Genomic DNA, 18396 nt, shown 5'->3' with positions numbered 1-18396 from the left:
TGAGCTGTGACCCAGTACCGACCCGCTCAGAGCCCCTTGGCGTCGTCGGCGAGGATGCGGATGGCCTTGAACAGCTTGCGCGCGGCTGCTGGCGGCTTGTTCTGCTCGGTCTCGCGGTTGGCCTGGCGTACCAGTTGGCGCAGGTGCTGACGGTCGGCGTCGGGGTAGGCGAGCATGAACAGTTCCAGCTCATCGGCGCGGCCGGTCAGCAGGCGGTCACGCCAGCGCTCAATCTGGTGGAAGTGCTGGTTGTGGGCCTGGCTGCCGCTGTCCAGCAGGTCAACGTACTGCTGAATGCGCTCTACATCCTGATCGCGCATGAGTTTGCCGACATAGCTCATGTGGCGCTTGAGCGCGCCGCGGGCGGTGTGGCGATGGGCTTCGGCCAGCGCCAGGCGCAGCTTGTCGGTCAGCTCCAGCTTGGCCAACTGGTCGGGCTTGAGGGCGATCAGGCGCTTGCCCAGATCCTGCAGGGCATCCATTTCCCGTTTTATCTGGGTTTTGCTTTTACCCTCGTCTTCGGGTTCGAGCGCGTCGTCTTCGTAAAATTCGGTCATGGTGTTCCTGTCGGCGGCGCCGTACAGCTGGCTGTCGGGCCGCATATGATACTCCTTTGTGGTGTTGCGCGACTAATGCGAGGTGGTTTCCGCCAGTAACCTCGCTACAATGGCCCTCTGCTTTGGAGGTGAGATGAGCGCGAATACAACCAGCGTAGCCGAAAGTCCGCAGGCGCTGCGCGAGATGCTGGAACAGCGGGTGGCCTTTATCGTTGAGCAAGCCCGACGTCAGGGCGCGACGGCCAGCGAGGTCGGCGTCAGCCAGAACACCGGGCTGTCGGTCAGCGTGCGCAACCGCGAGGTGGAGACGGTCGAGTTCAATCGTGATCAGGGTTTTGCCATCACGCTGTATGACGGCCAGCGCAAGGGCAGTGTGAGTACCTCAGACACCTCTGATGAGGCCATCATCAAAGCGGTAGAGACCGCTCTGGTGATTGCCCGTCACGCCAGTGAAGACCCGTGCGCCGGCCTTGCGGATGCGCAGCTGATGGCCACCGATCTGCCTGATCTGGATTTGTTTCATCCCTGGCAGTTGAGCGCTGATGATGCCATCGAGCGCGCGCTGCTGCTGGAGGCCTCCGCGCTGGATGTCGACCCGCGTCTGGTCAGCGACAGTGCGCAGATCAGCACCCAGCAGGGCTGCCGGGTGTACGGCAACAGCCATGGTTTTATCGGCAGTGCGTTGAGCAGCCGACACAGTAGCGCAGCCATTCTTATTGCCTCCTCGGAGCAGGGCATGCAGCGCGATTACTGGTACGCCGTAGATCGGGTGCCCGAGCGGCTGGCCAGCGAGGAGTCGGTGGGGCGCAAGGCGGCCCAGCGCACACTCGCACGCCTGCAGCCACGCTCGGTGAAAACCGCCAAGGTGCCGGTGCTGTTCGCCGCGGACCAGGCCGCCGGTCTGGTTGGACACCTGTTTGGCGCTATTTCCGGCGGCGCGGTCTACCGCGAGTCGACCTTCCTGCTGGACGCCATGGGACAGCCGGTATTTCCCGAGTGGATGCGCATGCACGAGACGCCCTATCTGCGCCAGGGTCTGGGCAGCTCGGCGTTTGACGGCGACGGATTGCAAACCCGTGAGCAGGCATTTATCGATCAGGGGCGGCTGACCAGTTGGCTGCTCAGCACCTACTCGGGCCGCAAGCTGGGCTTGCCCAGTACCGCCAACGCTGGCGGCGTGCATAACCTGCAAGTCAGCAGCAACGCGGGCGACCTGCAGGCCCTGCTAAAGGAAATGGGCACCGGCCTGCTGGTGACCGAGCTGATGGGGCAGGGCGTGAATGGCGTCACCGGCGATTACTCACGGGGCGCCGGTGGCTTCTGGGTCGAGAACGGCGAAATCCAGTACCCGGTCAGCGAAGTGACCATCGCCGGCAACCTGCGCGACATGTACACCAACCTGCGCTGCGTCGGCTCCGATATCGAGCGCCGCGGCAACTATCTGACCGGTAGTTGGTTGGTGGATGGGATGACAGTAGGGGGAAGCTAGCGGCGAAAGCCGCTAGGGCTGGAAGCTTGAAGCTTGAAGCAGTCCGAGTTGTTGCGGGTATTGGCTTTTTGTTTATATCCCGCCAATCCGGCTTGACGGGTATTGATCCGGGTTTATCCTGATTAAGCTTCCAGCTTCCAGCTTCCAGCTTCCAGCTTCCAGCTTCCAGCTTCCAGCTTCCAGCTTCCAGCTATTCCCCTTCCCCAAAATAATCGTTAATCAGCTCAAGCAACGCGTTCATGGCGTCGTCGGCCTGCTCGCCTTCGCAGCTGATGCAGATTTCGGTGCCTTTGCTGGCGGCCAGCATCATTACTTGCATGATGCTTTTGCCGTCTACCTGACTCTCTTCATCCAGTCCGACACCCACCTTGCAGCCGTATTGATTGGCTACGCTGACAAATTTGGCGGCGGCGCGGGCGTGCAAGCCGAGCTTGTTGATGATGAGGACGCGGGTGTTGGGCATCAGGGCAAGTCGCGGTGACGGATCAGAAGGTTGGGGGTGGTGCGGCTAAGGGCTTCGACCAGGCGCTCGGCGATATAGACCGAGCGGTGATGACCGCCGGTGCAGCCAATGGCGATGGTCATGTAGCTACGCTCGCTGGCAGCGTAGCGCGGCAGCCACTTGCGCAGATAGTAGACGATATCCTGAAACATGTCTTCGACTTCTGGCTGTGCGGCCAGATAGTCGCGTACCGGCTCATCACGGCCAGAGTAGGCGCGCAGATCGGGCATCCAGTAGGGGTTGGGCAGGCAACGCACGTCGAACACCAGATCGGCATCGGTGGGTACGCCGCGCTTGAAGCCGAAAGACTGGATCAGCACCGACGGCTGGCTGCCCTGGGCGCCGAGCAGGCGTTGCTTCAGCTGATCGCGCAGCTGATAGAGATTCAGGTGGCTGGTATCGACCTTGAGCGTTGCCAGGTCGATGATCGGCTCGAGGATCTTCAGTTCCTGAGCCAGCGCCTCGCCCAGCGACAGTTGGTCATCGGTCAGCGGGTGTTTGCGGCGGGTCTCGGAAAAACGCTTGATCAGCACCTCGTCCCTGGCGGCGAGAAACAGAATGTCGCACTGCACACCGGCGGCGCGGACTTCTTTCAGCAACTGGGGGAAGCGAGCGAGGTCATTGGGCAGGTTGCGGGCGTCGATACTGATGGCGACATCCGGCACGCTGAAATCGTTCAGGCTGGCCTGGCGAGCCAATTCCGGCAACAGGCCTGCGGGGAGATTGTCGATGCAGTAGAAGCCATTGTCTTCCAGCAGATGCAGGGCGGTACTTTTGCCCGAGCCGGAACGGCCGCTGACGACAATCAAACGCATGGTCAGCCTCCGTCGCCGTCGTTGACCATGACGCGGTAAAGGGCGTCGGCGTCTGGTGCTGCGCGTAGAGCGTCGCGCAGGTCTGCCCGGTCCAGCTTGCCGGCCAGCATCTTGAGGATCTGCAGGTGCTGTTCGGTGGCTTCCTGAGGGACCAGCAGGACGAAGATCAGGTCTACGGGCTGGCCATCAAGGGCATCAAAATCGATCTTGCCGTCGAGCTGCAGCAGGGCGCCAATGGCCTGATGGCAGTCTTCAAGACGACAGTGAGGAATGGCGATACCGTTGCCAAAGCCGGTTGAGCCGAGCTTTTCGCGGGCAATCAGGTTTTCATAGATGGCGTCGGGATCCAGGTTGGTGTGCCGAGCAACCAGTTTGCCGATCAGCTCCAGCACACGTTTTTTGGATCCCCCCTGAACGCCGGAGAAAGTGCGTTCAGGGGTCAGGATGTGGTCAATTTGCATGTTGGCGCGATGTTATCGGACGTTTGCGCCTTGCTGGCGGTCAATGTGCTTTTCCTTGTGCTTGATCAGTTGGCGATCAAGCTTGTCGGTCAGCATGTCAATGGCGGCGTACATGTCGGTATGCTCGGCCAGTGCAACAACTTCGCCCCCTGCGATGTGCAGGGTGGCTTCGGCCTTCTGCCGGAGCTTTTCAACTTCAAGGGTGACTTGTACGTTGGTGATCTTGTCGAAATGCCGCTCCAGACGGGCCATTTTCTCAGTGACGTAATCGCGCAGTGCGTCAGTGATGTCGAGTTGGTGACCGCTAATGTTCAGTTGCATACGGCGTCTCCTGATTGGCTTGTTGTTGCAGGGTGATCTTCCGTCACCCGGTGGTGCCACTGCATGATCCCTGAACTGGATCTTCGCCCTGACCGCTATCGGCCAGAGGACGCTAGACCAGTCTCTTGCGTTCGCTCGATGGCGCGATATTGAGCGACTCGCGATACTTTGCGATGGTCCGGCGGGCTACTTCGATGCCCTGCTCTTCCAGTAAACCAGCGATCTTGCTGTCACTCAATGGTTTCTTTGGGTTTTCTGCTGCAACCAGCTTTTTGATCAGTGCGCGGATGGCGGTAGATGAGAATTCTCCACCCTCGCTGGTCCCGACGTGACTGGAGAAGAAGTACTTGAGCTCGAAAATGCCGCGCGGGGTGTGCATGTACTTTTGCGTGGTAACCCGCGAGATGGTCGACTCGTGCATGCCAACGGCTTCGGCGATGTCATGCAGTACCAGTGGCTTCATGGCTTCTTCGCCATGCTCAAGAAAGCCGCGCTGATGCTCGACGATCTGGGTGGCTACCTTCATCAGTGTTTCGTTGCGGCTTTGCAGGCTCTTGATGAACCAGCGGGCCTCCTGCAGGTTGTTGCGCAGGTAGGTGTTGTCTTCGCTGGAGTCGGCGCGGCGGACCATGGAGGCGTAGTGGCCGTTGACGCGCACCTTGGGCACAGCGTCCTGATTCAGCTCGACGATCCAGCGGTGGCTGTCGCGGCGCACGATCACGTCGGGAATGACGTACTCGGCTTCGCCTGAGGCGATCTCGGAGCCGGGGCGCGGGTTGAGCGTCTGGATCAGGCTGATCGCATCACGCAGCTGGTCTTCCTTCAGCTTGCTGCGGCGCATCAACTGGCTGAAGTCGCGGTTGCCGAGCAGCTCCAGATGATCGCGAATTACCCGGGTTGCCTGCTCCAGCATCGGCGTGTCGTCCGGCAACTGGCGAATCTGCAACAGAAGGCATTCGCGCAGGTCACGTGCGCCTACGCCCACGGGTTCGAATTGCTGGATGCGGTGCAGCACCATTTCCACTTCGTCGAGCTCGGCTTCCAGCTCTTCGGGCAGCGACGCGAGGATGTCTTCCAGCGACTCTTCGAGGTAGCCGTCGGCGTTGATGCCGTCGATCAGAGCGGTGGCGATCTGGTAGTCGGTTTCGGACATCGGCAGCAGGTTGAGCTGCCACTCCAGGTGGCTTTGCAGCGTTTCACCGGTGCCGGTGCGTGAGGTGTAGTCCCAGTCTTCGTCATCCTGGCTGGGCAGGGAGCTGGCAGAGGTCTGGTAGACGTCTTCCCACTGGGTGTCGACCGGCAGCTCGTTGGGGATCGCCTCGTTCCAGTTGCCTTCCTGATCACCCTGGGTGTGCTGGTCGATGGAGTCCATGGAGACCGGCTCGGGCAGGGTTACCGCCGGGGCGTCGTCATCGCCGCTGTCCTGGCTGGCGTTGCTGCTGTAGTCATCGTCACCCTCGTCGGCCATTTCCAGCATGGGATTGGCCTCCAGTGCCTCCTGCACCTCCTGCTGGAGGTCGAGACTGGACAGCTGAAGCAGTCTGATGGCCTGCTGCAGCTGAGGTGTCATGGTCAGCTGCTGCCCCATCTTGAGGACGAGCGAGGGTTTCATTGTGTTGCGAAATACCTTGTGCGCTGGTTCAAACCGTTGGTTTGGACATGCTGATGTCCATTTGCCGGTAGCATGCCTGAAATACGGGTGCTTTTATAGCCGGAAGGCATGGCCCAGGTATACATCTTTCACCGTCTGGTCTGCCAGTACGGTGTCGGCATCACCTTCGGCAATGATGTGGCCATCGTTGACGATATAGGCCTTGTCACAGATATCCAGGGTTTCGCGTACGTTGTGATCGGTGATCAGCACGCCAATGCCCTTGTCTTTCAGGTGCTGGATGATCTGCTTGATGTCGCCGACCGAAATCGGGTCGACGCCGGCAAAGGGCTCGTCCAGCAGAATGAAGCTGGGGTCGGTGGCCAGTGCCCGGGCAATCTCGGCGCGGCGACGCTCGCCGCCGGACAGGCTCATGCCCAGGCTGTCGCTCAGGTGATGGATATGAAATTCGCGCAGCAGCGATTCCAGTTTGCCTTCGCGGGCCTGGCGATTCAGATCCTTGCGGGTTTCCAGAATCGCCATGATGTTTTCGGCGACCGTCAGCTTGCGGAAAATCGATGCTTCCTGCGGCAGATAGCCGATACCTTCGCGGGCGCGGCCGTGCATGGGCAGGCGGGTGACGTCCTTGCCGTTGACGGTTACCGTGCCCTGATCGGCCTTGACCAGGCCAACAATCATGTAAAAGCAGGTGGTCTTGCCGGCGCCGTTGGGGCCAAGCAGGCCGACTACCTGGCCGCTGTCGATAGAGACCGACACGTCGCGCACAACCTTGCGCGCCTTATAGGCCTTGGCCAGGTGCTGGGCGTGCAGGGTGGTCATGGTGTGGCTGGCTCTTCGTTGCTGCTGTCGTTGCTGCGGCTGCGCGGCTGAATCACGATCTCGATGCGTCCGCCGCCACCGTTCTGGCCGCCGTTGGCACTTTCGCTGCCGCGGCCGGCATCAACCACCTGGCGTGGTATGTCATAGCTGACATAGTCGCCCTGGAAGGTGTTGCCGGACTGCTCCAGAAAGGCTTCCTGAATCAGCACAATGGTTTCGCGGTCAGCGTGATACTCGATGGTCTGCGCCCGCGCCTTGACCGGCGCCTTGTTGGCCTCCGGTGTTTGCTGGTAGGTAGCCGGGCTGCCATAGGTCACCATGGTGTTCAGCTCGCCGTTGGCATTGGTGCTCAGCGTCACGCGGCCACCGGTCAGGCGCATGCTGCCCTGGGTGATGATCACGTTGCCGGTGTACACGGCGGTGTTGCGCTTGTCATCCAGCGTAGCGGAATCCGCCTGGATGCGGATCGGCTGGCTGCTGTCGCTCGGCAGTGCAAGGGCGTGGGTGGCGCAGCCAGCCAGCAGGGTCAGGGCAAGGAGGGAGTTAACGCACCTCATATTGGCCTCTTACTGTGGACAGCAGCTGCAAGCGGCCGTCATTGAGAAATAGTTTCATGCCCTCGGCAGTGGTGACACTGCGAGCGGCCTCGATTCTAACGCTTTGATCGGTTTCGGCGTAGTCACGACGCGGATAAAGGGTGAGCGCCGATGTTGTCAGCTGCCGTTGGGGCTGGCCGTCGGGTTGTTGCTGCAGCAGTACGTCGGTGTGCAGGTCGACCCGGTCGCCCTTTTCCGTCACCAGCCCCTGATTCGCTTTGAGCAGCCAGGGCGTGGGGTTTTCGCCGCGGAAGAACAGCAGCTCGGGTTGCTCAAGGCGGGTGCTGCCATCTTCGATCTGGTGCACGGCATGTTCTGCGGTCAGGCGATAGGCAACCTTGCCTTGCTCGTCGAGCATCTGAATGCGCGCGTTGTCGATATAAAAGTCGGGGCGGGCGTTGTCGCGCTCTACGGTCGCCGGGGCGAAACTGCCCGGGCTGATGTTCCAGTAGCCGACCGCCAATGCCAGTGCGGCGCCGGCCGCCAACAGCAGGCCCAGGGTCAGGTAGCGCGGCAGGCCGAGTTTCACAGGTAGGCTGCCTGTGCCTGTTCGAGGGTGCCCTGCGCGCGCATGATGAGTTCGCAGAACTCGCGCGCCGCACCGGCGCCGCCCACAGCCTGAGTAACGCCGTGGGCGTGCTCGCGGACAAAGGCGTCGGCACTGGCAACGGCCATACCCAGGCCAACCCGGCGCATTACCGGCAGGTCTGGCAGGTCATCGCCCAGGTGGGCAATTTCGTGCATCTCGACCGGGATGATCTGGCGCAGCTCGCTCAATGCCGTCAGCTTGTCCTCGCGGCCCTGGATCAGATGCTTGATACCCAGGTTGGCGGCGCGGCGCTCGACCAGTGGTGACTTGCGGCCGCTGATGATGGCGGTTTCGACGCCGGAGGCCATCAGCATCTTGATGCCATGGCCATCCAGTGTGTTGAAGGACTTGAACTCGGTGCCGTCAGGCATGAAGTACAGGCGCCCGTCGGTCAGTACGCCATCAACGTCAAAGATTGCCAGGCGAATGGCCCGGGCACGTTCATGCAGCTTGTCCATGGTTTGGCTCACACTACCCCCGCGCGCAGCAGGTCATGCATGTTGAGAGCGCCCACCGGACGGCCAGTGCTGTCGACGACGAACAGGCCGTTGATGCGCGCATCTTCCATTATCTTCAGTGCTTCGGCGGCCAGCATGCCGGCGCGGGCGGTCTTGCAGCCGCGGGTCATGAGCTCGCCAATGCGCACGCTCTGAAAGTCGAGATTCTGGTCCAGCGTGCGGCGCAGGTCGCCATCGGTAAAGATGCCGACCAGTGCGCCCTGCTCGTCCTGAATGCCGGTCAGGCCCAGGCCCTTGCGGGTCATTTCCAGCAGCGCATCGCGCAGCGGTACCTCGGGCTTGACCAGCGGCATGCTGTCGCCACTGTGCATGATGTCGTCGACCAGCAGCAGCAGGCGGCGGCCCAGACTGCCACCCGGGTGAGAGAAGGCAAAGTCTTCGGCGCTGAAGCCGCGGGCCTCAAGCAGGGCAATTGCCAGGGCATCGCCCATCACCAGAGCAGTGGTGGTGCTGGAGGTCGGGGCCAGATTGAGCGGGCAGGCTTCTTGCTCGACACCTGTGTCCAGATTGGCAACCGCTGCCTGGGCCAGGGTGGATTCGGCGTTGCCGGTCAAGCTGATCAGGGGCGCACCAAGGCGTTTGATCAGCGGCAGCAAGGTGACGACTTCTGCGGTGTTGCCGGAGTTGGACAGTGCGATTACCACGTCTTCGGCGGTGATCATGCCCATGTCGCCATGGCTGGCTTCGCCCGGGTGAACAAAGAAGGCGGGTGTGCCGGTGCTGGCGAGTGTGGCGGCCAGCTTGCGCCCGACATGACCGGATTTGCCCATGCCGGTGACCACAACGCGGCCGCGGCAGGCGAGCAGGGTGTCACAGGCAATGCTGAAGGGGGCGGCCAGGCGCTGGAGCAGGGAGTCGACGGCGTCGCGCTCCATGCTGATGGTGCGGCGAGCGGAGGCTATGTAGTCAAAATCGGCCATGGGGTGTCTGTCGTTAATCGCTGAGCCGGCAAGTATAGCGGTTTGTCCTCGTCAACTCACCCATGGACAACACAGGTTGCGGGATTATCCCCGGTTCAGGGTATGGCGGAGGTGCATACCTTATTCGTGGCTTGGGCTGCCCTCGGCGCTCTGCTATATTACGCGGCTTGATTTTGCCCTAGGACTGGGCATGACCGTTAAAGGCCCAGGCATCCCATGAATGACGCGTCCGATTATATAGTTGACCTGCGGAATATTACCTTTCGGCGCGGTAGCCGGGTGATTTTCGATAACGTGGATATTCGCATTCCACGTGGCAAGGTGACCGGTATCATGGGCCCTTCAGGCTGCGGCAAGACCACCTTGTTGCGTTTGATCGGCGCTCAGCTGCGCCCCGACAGCGGGTCGATCTGGGTCAATGGTCAGAACATTCCCGAGCTGGGGCGTGAGCAATTGTTCGCCGCGCGTCAGCACATGGGCATGCTGTTTCAAAGTGGTGCCCTGTTTACCGATCTGGACGTTTTCGAGAACGTTGCCTTCCCTCTGCGGGTGCACACCGACCTGCCCGAGGACATGATTCGTGACATTGTGTTGCTGAAACTGCAGGCCGTTGGGCTGCGCGGTGCGCGCAAGCTGATGCCGGATGAGCTGTCCGGCGGTATGAAACGACGCGTGGCGCTGGCCCGTGCCATCGCCCTGGACCCGGCGCTGATGATGTACGACGAGCCCTTCGTCGGGCAGGACCCGATTTCCATGGGCGTGCTGGTGCGCCTGATCCGCTTGCTCAACGACGCAATGGGGCTGACCAGTATCGTGGTATCCCACGATCTGGCCGAGACCGCCAGCATTGCCGACTACCTGTTTGTGGTGGGTGACGGCCAGGTGTTGGGGCAGGGCACGCCGGATGAACTGATGAACTCCGATAACCCGCGTATTCGCCAGTTCATGCAGGGCGAGCCCGACGGGCCGGTGCCATTCCATTATCCGGCGCAGGACTATGTGCAGGATTTGATGCAGACGGAGAAAGACGCGTGAGCCTGGTCGACAGGGTGGTACTGCTCGGACGGGCAGGTCTGGATACGCTGGCCGCGCTCGGCCGTTCGGGCCTGTTTCTGGTCAATGTGCTGTTCGGGCGTGCGCGCTTTGGCAACGGCTGGGCGCTGCTGGTCAAGCAGCTGCACGCCGTCGGTGTGCTGTCGTTGGCCATTATTGTGGTGTCGGGCCTGTTTATCGGCATGGTGCTGGCGCTGCAGGGATACAACATTCTGGTGGGCTACGGCTCGGAGCAGGCGGTTGGCCAGATGGTGGCGCTGACCCTGCTGCGTGAGCTGGGGCCGGTGGTGACCGCGCTGCTGTTTGCCGGTCGGGCCGGTTCTGCGCTGACTGCCGAGATCGGCCTGATGAAGGCCACCGAGCAGTTGTCGAGCATGGAAATGATCGGCGTCGACCCCCTCAAATACGTGATTGCGCCGCGCCTGTGGGCGGGCTTTATTTCCATGCCACTGCTGGCCATGGTGTTCTGCGTGGTGGGCATCTGGGGCGGCGCGATGGTCGCGGTCGACTGGTTGGGTGTGTACTCCGGCTCCTACTGGTCGAACATGCAGAACTCCGTCGAGTTCTCTGAAGATGTGTTCAACGGCCTGATCAAGGCCGTGGTCTTTGCCTTTGTTGTGACCTGGATCGCCGTGTTCCAGGGTTACGACTGTGAGCCAACCTCCGAGGGCATCAGCCGGGCTACCACGCGAACCGTGGTCTATGCCTCGCTGGCCGTGCTGGGGCTGGACTTTATTCTGACTGCACTGATGTTTTGATTAGCCAAGGAACCTGTCATGCGTACCCGTAACCTGGAACTGATTGTCGGCGTCTTTATTCTTGCCGGCCTGCTTGCGCTGGCGGTATTGGCGGTGCGTGTCAGCGGTCTGACGGCCACCAGCACCGGCAGCACCTACAGCGTGCATGCCTACTTCGATAATGTGGCAGGCCTCACTCCGCGTGCCAAGGTCACCATGTCGGGCGTGACCATTGGTCAGGTGACGGCCATCAGTTTCGACAAGAACCGCTACAGCGCGCGGGTTGATCTGGCGATCGACAGCAAGGTCGACACCCTGCCGGCCGACAGCACCGCCTCAATCCTGACCGCCGGGTTGCTGGGCGAGAAGTATGTCGGCATCTCGGTTGGTGGCGATGACGACCTGCTGGTTGACGGCAGCGAGCTTTACGACACCCAGTCGGCATTGGTGCTGGAGGAACTGATCGGACGGTTCCTGCTCAATACGGTAAGCAAGGACGACTGATCCCGGTCGGCCTTTCAGGAGAGACAAGTTATGCGTTCATTTATCCGTTTCATTGCTGCCATGGGCCTGTTGCTGCCTGCGCTGGCGCACGCCAATGCCACCCCTCAGGACATTGTCGAGGATACGTCCAACAAGGTCATGGCGGTGCTGGACGCCAACCGTGAAACCTACCGTAATGATGTCGAAGCCTTCACCCAGGGGCTGAACGAGGTGCTGGAGCCGGTCGTCGATTTTGATGGCATCGCGCGCAGCGTGATGACTGTGCGCTACAGCCGCAGCGCCACCGACGAGCAGATGCAGCGTTTTATCGACACCTTCAAGCGCAGTATGGTGCAGTTCTACGGCAATGCCCTGCTGGACTTCCAGAGTGGTGAAATCACCGTGCTGCCGGCCAACAACCGCGAGCCGCGCCCGGATCGCGCCAGTGTGGATATGCAGGTCAAGGCCGGCGATGGTCAGGTCTATTCTGCTACCTATACCATGTCGCTGGTGGGCGAGCAGTGGAAGGTGCGCAACGTGATCGTTGAAGGTATCAACATTGGTCTGCTGTTCCGTGACCAGTTTGCCCAGGCGATGAAAACCCATCGCAATGATCTGGATGCGGTGATCGACAACTGGGGCAGCGTTGTTGCCCAGTCCCGTGAGACCGTCAAGCAAGAGACCGAGCGGTGAGCCAGGCGACTCTGCAGGTCGATGCCGAAGGCGTTGTACTGCTGTCCGGTGAGCTGGACTTTGCCAGCGCGCCGGCGCTGCGCGAGCAACTGCTGGACGCCGCCGGGCGTGGTCAGGGCCCGCTGGTGTTGGATTTTGCCCAGGTAACCCAGGCCAACAGCGTCGCGTTGTCGCTGCTGTTGCGCGCCGCCGAGCAGGCGCAGCGCGCCGGGCGCTCGCTGCAGGTACGCTCGCTGCCGGCGGGTTTGCAGAGCATGGCGCAGGTCTGCGGCCTGGAAGACTGGCTGCAGCAAGGCGCCCAGGCGCCAACCTAATCGAACAGGGCTTGGCGCATGCGCGCCAGGCCGCAAGGAGTACCTAGTAAGATGCAATCTACCGAAGTCAAAACGCTGATCGAAACCAGCCTGACCGATACCCAGGTCGAGGTTGAAGGCGAGGGCTGCAACTTTCAGCTCAACCTGATCAGCGACTCGCTGGCGGCACTGTCGCCGGTCAAGCGTCAGCAGCAGGTCTATGCACTGCTCAACCCCTACATTGCCGACGGTCGTATCCACGCCGTTACCATGAAGTTCTACACCCAAGAGGCCTGGGCGTCGCGCGCCTGAGGTCTGGAGTACGTACCGCAAATGGACAAACTGATCATCACCGGCGGCAATCGCCTGGACGGGGAAATCTGGATTTCCGGAGCCAAGAACTCGGCTCTGCCGATCCTCGCTGCCACGCTGCTGGCGGATGAGCCTGTCACCATCTCCAACCTGCCGCATCTGCACGACATCACCACCATGATCGAACTGTTCGGTCGCATGGGCGTGTTGCCGGTCATTGATGAGCGCCTGGGCGTCGAGGTAGACCCCACCCGCATCACCACCCTGGTTGCACCCTATGAGCTGGTGAAGACCATGCGCGCCTCGATTCTGGTGCTGGGTCCGATGGTGGCGCATTTTGGTGAAGCCGAAGTGGCATTGCCCGGCGGCTGCGCCATCGGCTCGCGCCCGGTTGATCTGCATATCCGCGGGCTTGAAGCCATGGGTGCAACCATCACCGTGGATGGCGGCTATATCAAGGCCAAGGCGCCGGAAGGCGGTTTGCGCGGTGCGCACTTCCTGTTCGATACCGTGAGTGTGACCGGTACCGAGAACATCCTGATGGCCGCCACCCTGGCCAAGGGCAAATCTGTCATTGAAAACGCCGCGCGTGAGCCTGAAGTGGTTGATCTGGCTGAATGCCTGATTGCCATGGGCGCGCAGATCAGCGGGCACGGCACCGACACCATCACCGTGCACGGTGTTGAGCGTCTGCACGGGGCACGCTACTCGGTCATGCCCGATCGCATCGAAACCGGTACCTTCCTGGTGGCTGCGGCCGCCACCCGTGGCCGCGTCAAGCTCAAGGGTACCGACGCCGGTATTCTCGACTCGGTGCTGCTCAAGCTGGAAGAGGCGGGGGCGTACATCGACGCTGGCAAAAACTGGATCGAGCTGGACATGAAGGGCAACCGCCCGCGTGCGGTCAACCTGAAAACCGCTCCGTATCCGGCCTTTCCGACCGACATGCAGGCGCAGTTTGTTGCCATGAACGCGGTTGCTGAAGGCACCGGTACCGTGATTGAAACCATCTTTGAAAACCGCTTTATGCACGTTCAGGAAATGAACCGCATGGGCGCGCGTATTCTGGTGGAAGGTAACACTGCGGTGGTGACCGGTGTTGAGAAACTGAAGGCCGCGCCGGTAATGGCTACCGACCTGCGTGCCTCGGCCAGCTTGGTGATCGCCGGCCTGGTGGCAGAAGGCGATACCATGGTGGATCGCATCTACCACATTGATCGCGGTTACGAATGTATTGAAGAAAAGCTGCAGGCCCTGGGTGGAATCATCCGCCGGGTCCCGGCCTAACAGAGAGTTCTCATGAGCCAGACCCTGACCATTGCCCTGTCCAAGGGGCGCATCCTTGACGATACCCTGCCGCTGCTCAAAGAGGCCGGGATCGAGCCGACCGAGGATCTGGAAAAGAGCCGCAAGCTGATTTTTCCGACCACCGACCCGAACGTCCGCCTGCTGATTGTGCGCGCCACCGATGTGCCGACCTATGTCGAGCATGGCGCCGCCGATCTGGGTGTGGCCGGCAAGGACGTGCTGATGGAGTATGGCAGTCAGGGCCTGTACGAGCCGCTGGACCTGAAAATTGCCAACTGCAAGCTGATGACTGCGGGCCCGGTGGATGCGCCGGAGCCGGCTGGGCGCCTGAAAGTGGCAACCAAGTTCGTAAACGTTGCGCGCCGCTATTATGCCGAGCAGGGCCGTCAGGTCGACGTCATCAAGCTGTACGGCTCCATGGAGCTAGCTCCGCTGGTGGGCCTGGCCGACAAGATCATCGATGTGGTCGACACCGGCAATACGCTCAAAGCCAATGGTCTGGAGCCGCAGGAACTGATCGCACACATCAGTTCGCGCTTGATCGTTAACAAGGCTTCGATGAAGATGAAGCATGCGCGTATCAAGAGCCTGATCGATCTGCTGGCCGAGGCTGTTGAACGCCGCAGTGCTTGAGTCTGATCCGACCCCCGTTTCCCTGTTTCCGTGAAGGTATCCCTATGAGTACGCCGTTGAAAATCGCCCGTCTGAACGCCAATCAGAGCGATTTTGCCGAGCATCTGGATGCCTTGCTGGCCTGGGAAGGCGTGTCCGACAAGGCGGTCAATGACCGCGTTGAAGAAATCATTGCCGCCGTGCGCGCCAACGGCGACGCGGCGCTGGTTGAGTACACCGAGCGTTTTGACGGCCTGTCTGTGGACAGCATGGCCGGCCTGATTCTCGACCGTGCGCGCCTCGAACTGGCGCTCGAGCGTATTACCCCAGAGCAGCGCGAGGCTCTGTCCGTTGCCGCCGAACGGGTGCGCAGCTACCACGAACACCAGCGTCAGGACTCCTGGCGCTACACCGAGGCCGATGGCACCTTGCTGGGTCAGCAGATCACGCCGCTGGATCGCGTCGGTTTGTATGTGCCGGGCGGCAAGGCCTCTTACCCGTCTTCGGTACTGATGAATGCGATTCCGGCCAAGGTTGCAGGCGTGCCGGAAGTGGTCATGGTGGTGCCGACCCCGCGTGGTGAAATCAACGAACTGGTGTTGGCCGCGGCCTGTCTGGCCGGTGTTGACCACGTGTTTACCATCGGCGGCGCGCAGGCTGTCGCGGCGTTGGCCTACGGCACTGAAAGCGTGCCGCAGGTCGATAAAATCGTCGGCCCCGGCAACATCTATGTTGCCACCGCCAAGCGCGCGGTGTTCGGTCAGGTGGGCATCGACATGATTGCCGGCCCGTCCGAAATTCTGGTGGTGTGTGACGGCCAGACCGATCCGGACTGGATTGCCATGGACCTGTTCTCCCAGGCCGAGCACGACGAAGACGCCCAATCCATTCTGCTCTCGCCTGATGCCGCGTTTCTCGACGCTGTGGAAGCCAGCCTCAATCGTCTGATCGGCGACCTTGAGCGTGACGCCATTGTGCGTGTGTCGCTGGAAACCCGCGGCGCGCTGATCAAGGTGGACGACCTGGAGCAGGCCTGTGTGCTGACCAACCGCATTGCCCCGGAGCACCTGGAGTTGTCGGTCGCAGACCCGGAAGCCCTGCTGCCACAGGTACGCCACGCCGGCGCCATCTTCATGGGGCGCTATACTCCGGAAGCGCTGGGCGACTACTGCGCAGGCCCCAACCACGTACTGCCGACCTCCGGCACCGCACGCTTCTCGTCGCCGCTGGGAGTCTATGATTTCCAGAAGCGCTCATCGCTGATCTTCTGCTCACCGGACGGCGCGTCCGAACTGGGCAAAACCGCATCAGTGCTGGCCCGCGGCGAAAGCCTGACTGCCCACGCGCGCAGCGCGGAATACCGAATCAAACCCTGATAGCTGGAAGTCGAAAGCTGGAAGCTGGAAGTTGCTAGTGCAGCCCCGTACCGCAGGGACTGCTTCAAGCTTCAAGCTTCAAGCTTCAAGCTTCAAGCCTCATTTATGAGGATTTTCCGTGAGTCGTTTCTGGAGTCCCTTTGTCAACGACCTGGTGCCCTATGTGCCGGGTGAGCAGCCCAAGGTCGAGAACCTGGTCAAGCTCAATACCAACGAGAACCCCTATGGACCGTCGCCGCGGGTGGTGGATGCCATTCAGACGGAACTCAATGACAGCCTGCGTCTGTATCCGGCGCCCAATGCCGATGCGCTGAAAGACGAGATTGCCAGTTACTACGGCGTGGACACCGCGCAGGTTTTTGTTGGTAACGGCTCGGATGAGGTGCTGGCGCACATCTTTCACGGGTTGTTCCAGCATGGTCGGCCGGTGCTGTACCCGGACATTACCTACAGCTTCTACCCGGTGTACTGCGGCCTGTACGGTATCGAGGCCGCTCCGCAGCCGCTGCGTGACGATTTCAGCATCGACCCGGCGGACTACCGCAAGGCCAATGGCGGCATCATCTTCCCCAACCCGAACGCACCGACCGGTGTCGCGCTGGGGCTGGAGCAGATCGAGCAGATCCTCGATGCCAATCCGGATTCGGTTGTGGTGGTTGATGAGGCCTATGTCGATTTTGGCGCCGAAACGGCCATCACCCTGGTCGACCGTTATCCCAACCTGCTGGTCACCCAGACCCTGTCCAAGTCTCGCTCGCTGGCCGGCCTGCGTGTGGGGCTGGCAGTCGGGCATGCGGACCTGATCGAGGCGCTGGAGCGCATCAAGAACAGCTTCAACTCCTACCCGCTGGATCGCCTGGCGATTGTCGGTGCGGTTGCGGCGTTTCAGGATCAGAGCTGGTTCAACCAGACGCGTCAGGCGGTCATGCGCAGCCGCGAGAGTCTGGCCGAGGCGCTCACCGAGCGTGGGTTCGAGGTGCTGCCGTCGCAGGCCAACTTCGTGTTCGCGCGTCACACCCAGCGCGATGCTGCCGAACTGGCCCAGGGGCTGCGTGAGCGACGGGTCATCGTGCGGCACTTCCGTCTGCCGCGTATCGATCAGTTTTTGCGTATCACCATTGGCACCGAGGCGCAGAACAAGGCATTACTGGCGGCTCTGGACGAGGTGCTCTAAGCAGCTTTGCTGCGCCCGTCAGTTCTGGAAGGACGGGCGTACGGCCACTTCGGCCTTCAGGTTGACTGGCTGGCCGCTGCGCAGCACCTCCAGTTCAATGCTGTCACCCGGCTTGGCGCGCGCCACCTGATTCATGGCTTGCCGGCCGCTGGTGGTCGGCTGGTCATTGATACGCAGGATCACATCGCCGGGCAGCAGGCCCGCGTTCCAGGCCGGGCCGTTACGGTATAGGCTGGTCACCACAATGCCCTGGCTGACGTCCAGCCCGAAAGACTCCGCGAGCTCCGGCGTCATCGGTTGAACCGCCACACCCAGCCAGCCGCGAATGACATGGCCGTGCTGAATGATCGCCTGCATCACCTCAACCGCCAGCTGCACCGGAATCGCAAAGCCGATGCCTTGCGCAGCGCCAGCCTGGGAAAAGATGGCCGTGTTGATGCCGATCAGGTTGCCCTCGGCGTCAATCAGCGCGCCGCCGGAGTTGCCCTGGTTAATCGCCGCATCGGTCTGAATAAAGTCTTCATAGGTATTGAGCCCCAACTGGTTGCGGCCAGTGGCGCTGATAATGCCCATGGTCACGGTTTGCCCAAGGCCAAAGGGGTTACCGATGGCCATAACCACGTCACCAATGCGCTGCTGGTCGCGCGAGTCGATGGTGATGGAGGGCAGGTTGGGCAGGTCGATCTTGAGCACCGCCAGATCGGTTTCCGGGTCGGCGCCAATCACCGTGGCCAGGGCTTCACGGCCGTCTTTGAGTGCTACCTGAATTTCATCCGCGCCGGCAATCACGTGGTTGTTGGTCAGTAGGTAGCCTTCGGGGTTGAGGATCACCGCCGAGCCCAGGCTGGACTGCGTCGGGTTGGGGCTGCTGAGGCTGTCGGAGTAGTCGCGCATTGCACCATCGGCAGCCTTGCTGGTGTAAATGTTGGCAACGGCGGGGGAGGCGCGCTCTACGCCGCGGCTGTAGGACACCAGGCCCATGTTCGAGCGGGGTTCTGATACCTCGCGAAGCACAATGTCGTGCGCCGGCAGGCCAAGCCATTCAGGGAACTGTTGAATGATCAATACGGCCATCAGGATGCCGCAGACCACAGGCCAACCCATAGTGCGTAACAGTTCTTTCATGAAAATCCTGCCCGTCGTCTGTGCTGGCCGC

General features: G+C 61.4%; 23 protein-coding genes. 11 read left to right on the top strand and 12 right to left on the bottom strand.

Annotated elements, in window-relative coordinates; genetic code table 11:
• Nucleotides 1-26: 26 nt before the first annotated feature.
• Nucleotides 27-557, bottom strand: a complete 531-nt coding sequence (gene yjgA / locus BM116_RS02130; RefSeq protein ID WP_083728473.1) for a ribosome biogenesis factor YjgA — start codon at nucleotides 555-557, stop codon at nucleotides 27-29.
• Between the two features lie 133 nt (nucleotides 558-690).
• On the opposite strand from yjgA, the gene pmbA reads away from it, so the two are divergent.
• Nucleotides 691-2046: a metalloprotease PmbA gene (gene pmbA / locus BM116_RS02125; protein ID WP_083728438.1), complete on the top strand. Its 1356-nt coding sequence runs from the start codon at nucleotides 691-693 to the stop codon at nucleotides 2044-2046.
• 190 nt (nucleotides 2047-2236) lie between these two features.
• Here the strand turns inward: pmbA and BM116_RS02120 are convergent, their stop codons facing one another.
• The 10 genes from BM116_RS02120 to BM116_RS02075 form a co-directional block, all read right to left on the bottom strand.
• Nucleotides 2237-2509, bottom strand: a complete 273-nt coding sequence (locus BM116_RS02120; protein WP_083728969.1) for an HPr family phosphocarrier protein — start codon at nucleotides 2507-2509, stop codon at nucleotides 2237-2239.
• Nucleotides 2509-3363: an RNase adapter RapZ gene (rapZ, locus tag BM116_RS02115; RefSeq protein ID WP_083728967.1), complete on the bottom strand. Its 855-nt coding sequence runs from the start codon at nucleotides 3361-3363 to the stop codon at nucleotides 2509-2511. The genes BM116_RS02120 and rapZ overlap by 1 nt, the downstream gene beginning before the upstream one ends.
• A gap of 2 nt (nucleotides 3364-3365) precedes the next feature.
• Nucleotides 3366-3824 (bottom strand): PTS IIA-like nitrogen regulatory protein PtsN, encoded by a 459-nt coding sequence (gene ptsN, locus BM116_RS02110; RefSeq protein WP_083728965.1) that lies wholly within the window; start codon nucleotides 3822-3824, stop codon nucleotides 3366-3368.
• A 12-nt stretch (nucleotides 3825-3836) separates the two neighbouring features.
• Nucleotides 3837-4145, bottom strand: coding sequence for a ribosome hibernation promoting factor (hpf, locus tag BM116_RS02105; RefSeq protein WP_083728964.1), 309 nt, complete (start codon nucleotides 4143-4145; stop codon nucleotides 3837-3839).
• A gap of 112 nt (nucleotides 4146-4257) precedes the next feature.
• A complete protein-coding gene (locus BM116_RS02100; protein WP_083728962.1) occupies nucleotides 4258-5757 on the bottom strand; it encodes an RNA polymerase factor sigma-54 in 1500 nt (499 codons plus the stop codon).
• 93 nt (nucleotides 5758-5850) lie between these two features.
• Nucleotides 5851-6576 carry an LPS export ABC transporter ATP-binding protein gene (gene lptB / locus BM116_RS02095; RefSeq protein WP_083728960.1) on the bottom strand — a complete coding sequence of 242 codons (726 nt, stop codon included), beginning with the start codon at nucleotides 6574-6576 and terminating at the stop codon, nucleotides 5851-5853.
• Entirely contained in the window at nucleotides 6573-7133 is a 561-nt protein-coding gene (gene lptA, locus BM116_RS02090; protein ID WP_083728958.1) for a lipopolysaccharide transport periplasmic protein LptA, read from the bottom strand. The genes lptB and lptA overlap by 4 nt, the downstream gene beginning before the upstream one ends.
• Entirely contained in the window at nucleotides 7120-7701 is a 582-nt protein-coding gene (lptC, locus tag BM116_RS02085) for an LPS export ABC transporter periplasmic protein LptC (protein WP_169847319.1), read from the bottom strand. Before lptC ends, lptA begins: the two co-directional genes overlap by 14 nt.
• Nucleotides 7698-8219: a KdsC family phosphatase gene (locus tag BM116_RS02080; RefSeq protein ID WP_083728954.1), complete on the bottom strand. Its 522-nt coding sequence runs from the start codon at nucleotides 8217-8219 to the stop codon at nucleotides 7698-7700. Before BM116_RS02080 ends, lptC begins: the two co-directional genes overlap by 4 nt.
• Nucleotides 8220-8227: 8 nt before the next feature.
• On the bottom strand, nucleotides 8228-9199 hold the full coding sequence (locus BM116_RS02075; protein WP_083728952.1) for a KpsF/GutQ family sugar-phosphate isomerase: 972 nt from the start codon (nucleotides 9197-9199) through the stop codon (nucleotides 8228-8230).
• A 216-nt stretch (nucleotides 9200-9415) separates the two neighbouring features.
• Between BM116_RS02075 and BM116_RS02070 the strand changes: the two genes are divergently transcribed.
• From BM116_RS02070 to hisC, 10 genes are all read left to right on the top strand, one after another.
• A complete protein-coding gene (locus BM116_RS02070; RefSeq protein WP_083728950.1) occupies nucleotides 9416-10234 on the top strand; it encodes an ATP-binding cassette domain-containing protein in 819 nt (272 codons plus the stop codon).
• The gene (mlaE, locus tag BM116_RS02065; RefSeq protein ID WP_407920296.1) at nucleotides 10231-11010 is read left to right on the top strand and encodes a lipid asymmetry maintenance ABC transporter permease subunit MlaE; all 780 of its coding nucleotides are present in this window, start codon (nucleotides 10231-10233) and stop codon (nucleotides 11008-11010) included. The genes BM116_RS02070 and mlaE overlap by 4 nt, the downstream gene beginning before the upstream one ends.
• Nucleotides 11011-11028: 18 nt before the next feature.
• Complete coding sequence (gene mlaD, locus BM116_RS02060; RefSeq protein WP_083728946.1) at nucleotides 11029-11493, top strand: outer membrane lipid asymmetry maintenance protein MlaD; 465 nt, start codon at nucleotides 11029-11031, stop codon at nucleotides 11491-11493.
• Nucleotides 11494-11523: 30 nt separating this feature from the next.
• The gene (locus tag BM116_RS02055; RefSeq protein WP_083728944.1) at nucleotides 11524-12165 is read left to right on the top strand and encodes an MlaC/ttg2D family ABC transporter substrate-binding protein; all 642 of its coding nucleotides are present in this window, start codon (nucleotides 11524-11526) and stop codon (nucleotides 12163-12165) included.
• Nucleotides 12162-12479 (top strand): STAS domain-containing protein, encoded by a 318-nt coding sequence (locus BM116_RS02050; protein WP_235846671.1) that lies wholly within the window; start codon nucleotides 12162-12164, stop codon nucleotides 12477-12479. Before BM116_RS02055 ends, BM116_RS02050 begins: the two co-directional genes overlap by 4 nt.
• A gap of 51 nt (nucleotides 12480-12530) precedes the next feature.
• Nucleotides 12531-12770 (top strand): BolA family protein, encoded by a 240-nt coding sequence (locus BM116_RS02045; RefSeq protein WP_083728942.1) that lies wholly within the window; start codon nucleotides 12531-12533, stop codon nucleotides 12768-12770.
• 21 nt (nucleotides 12771-12791) lie between these two features.
• Nucleotides 12792-14057, top strand: a complete 1266-nt coding sequence (gene murA / locus BM116_RS02040) for a UDP-N-acetylglucosamine 1-carboxyvinyltransferase (RefSeq protein WP_083728940.1) — start codon at nucleotides 12792-12794, stop codon at nucleotides 14055-14057.
• Nucleotides 14058-14069: 12 nt separating this feature from the next.
• Nucleotides 14070-14711 carry an ATP phosphoribosyltransferase gene (hisG, locus tag BM116_RS02035; RefSeq protein ID WP_083728938.1) on the top strand — a complete coding sequence of 214 codons (642 nt, stop codon included), beginning with the start codon at nucleotides 14070-14072 and terminating at the stop codon, nucleotides 14709-14711.
• Nucleotides 14712-14755: 44 nt separating this feature from the next.
• Nucleotides 14756-16066, top strand: a complete 1311-nt coding sequence (gene hisD / locus BM116_RS02030; protein WP_083728936.1) for a histidinol dehydrogenase — start codon at nucleotides 14756-14758, stop codon at nucleotides 16064-16066.
• A gap of 118 nt (nucleotides 16067-16184) precedes the next feature.
• Nucleotides 16185-17240 carry a histidinol-phosphate transaminase gene (gene hisC / locus BM116_RS02025; RefSeq protein WP_083728934.1) on the top strand — a complete coding sequence of 352 codons (1056 nt, stop codon included), beginning with the start codon at nucleotides 16185-16187 and terminating at the stop codon, nucleotides 17238-17240.
• Between the two features lie 18 nt (nucleotides 17241-17258).
• Here hisC and BM116_RS02020 read toward each other — a convergent pair whose 3' ends face one another.
• Nucleotides 17259-18365: a S1C family serine protease gene (locus BM116_RS02020; protein ID WP_083728932.1), complete on the bottom strand. Its 1107-nt coding sequence runs from the start codon at nucleotides 18363-18365 to the stop codon at nucleotides 17259-17261.
• Between the last annotated feature and the right edge of the window lie 31 nt (nucleotides 18366-18396).

Origin of the sequence: Halopseudomonas pachastrellae (assembly GCF_900114765.1) — a bacterium.
Lineage (GTDB): Bacteria > Pseudomonadota > Gammaproteobacteria > Pseudomonadales > Pseudomonadaceae > Halopseudomonas > Halopseudomonas pachastrellae.
This window is presented reverse-complemented; position numbering and strand designations above follow the sequence as displayed.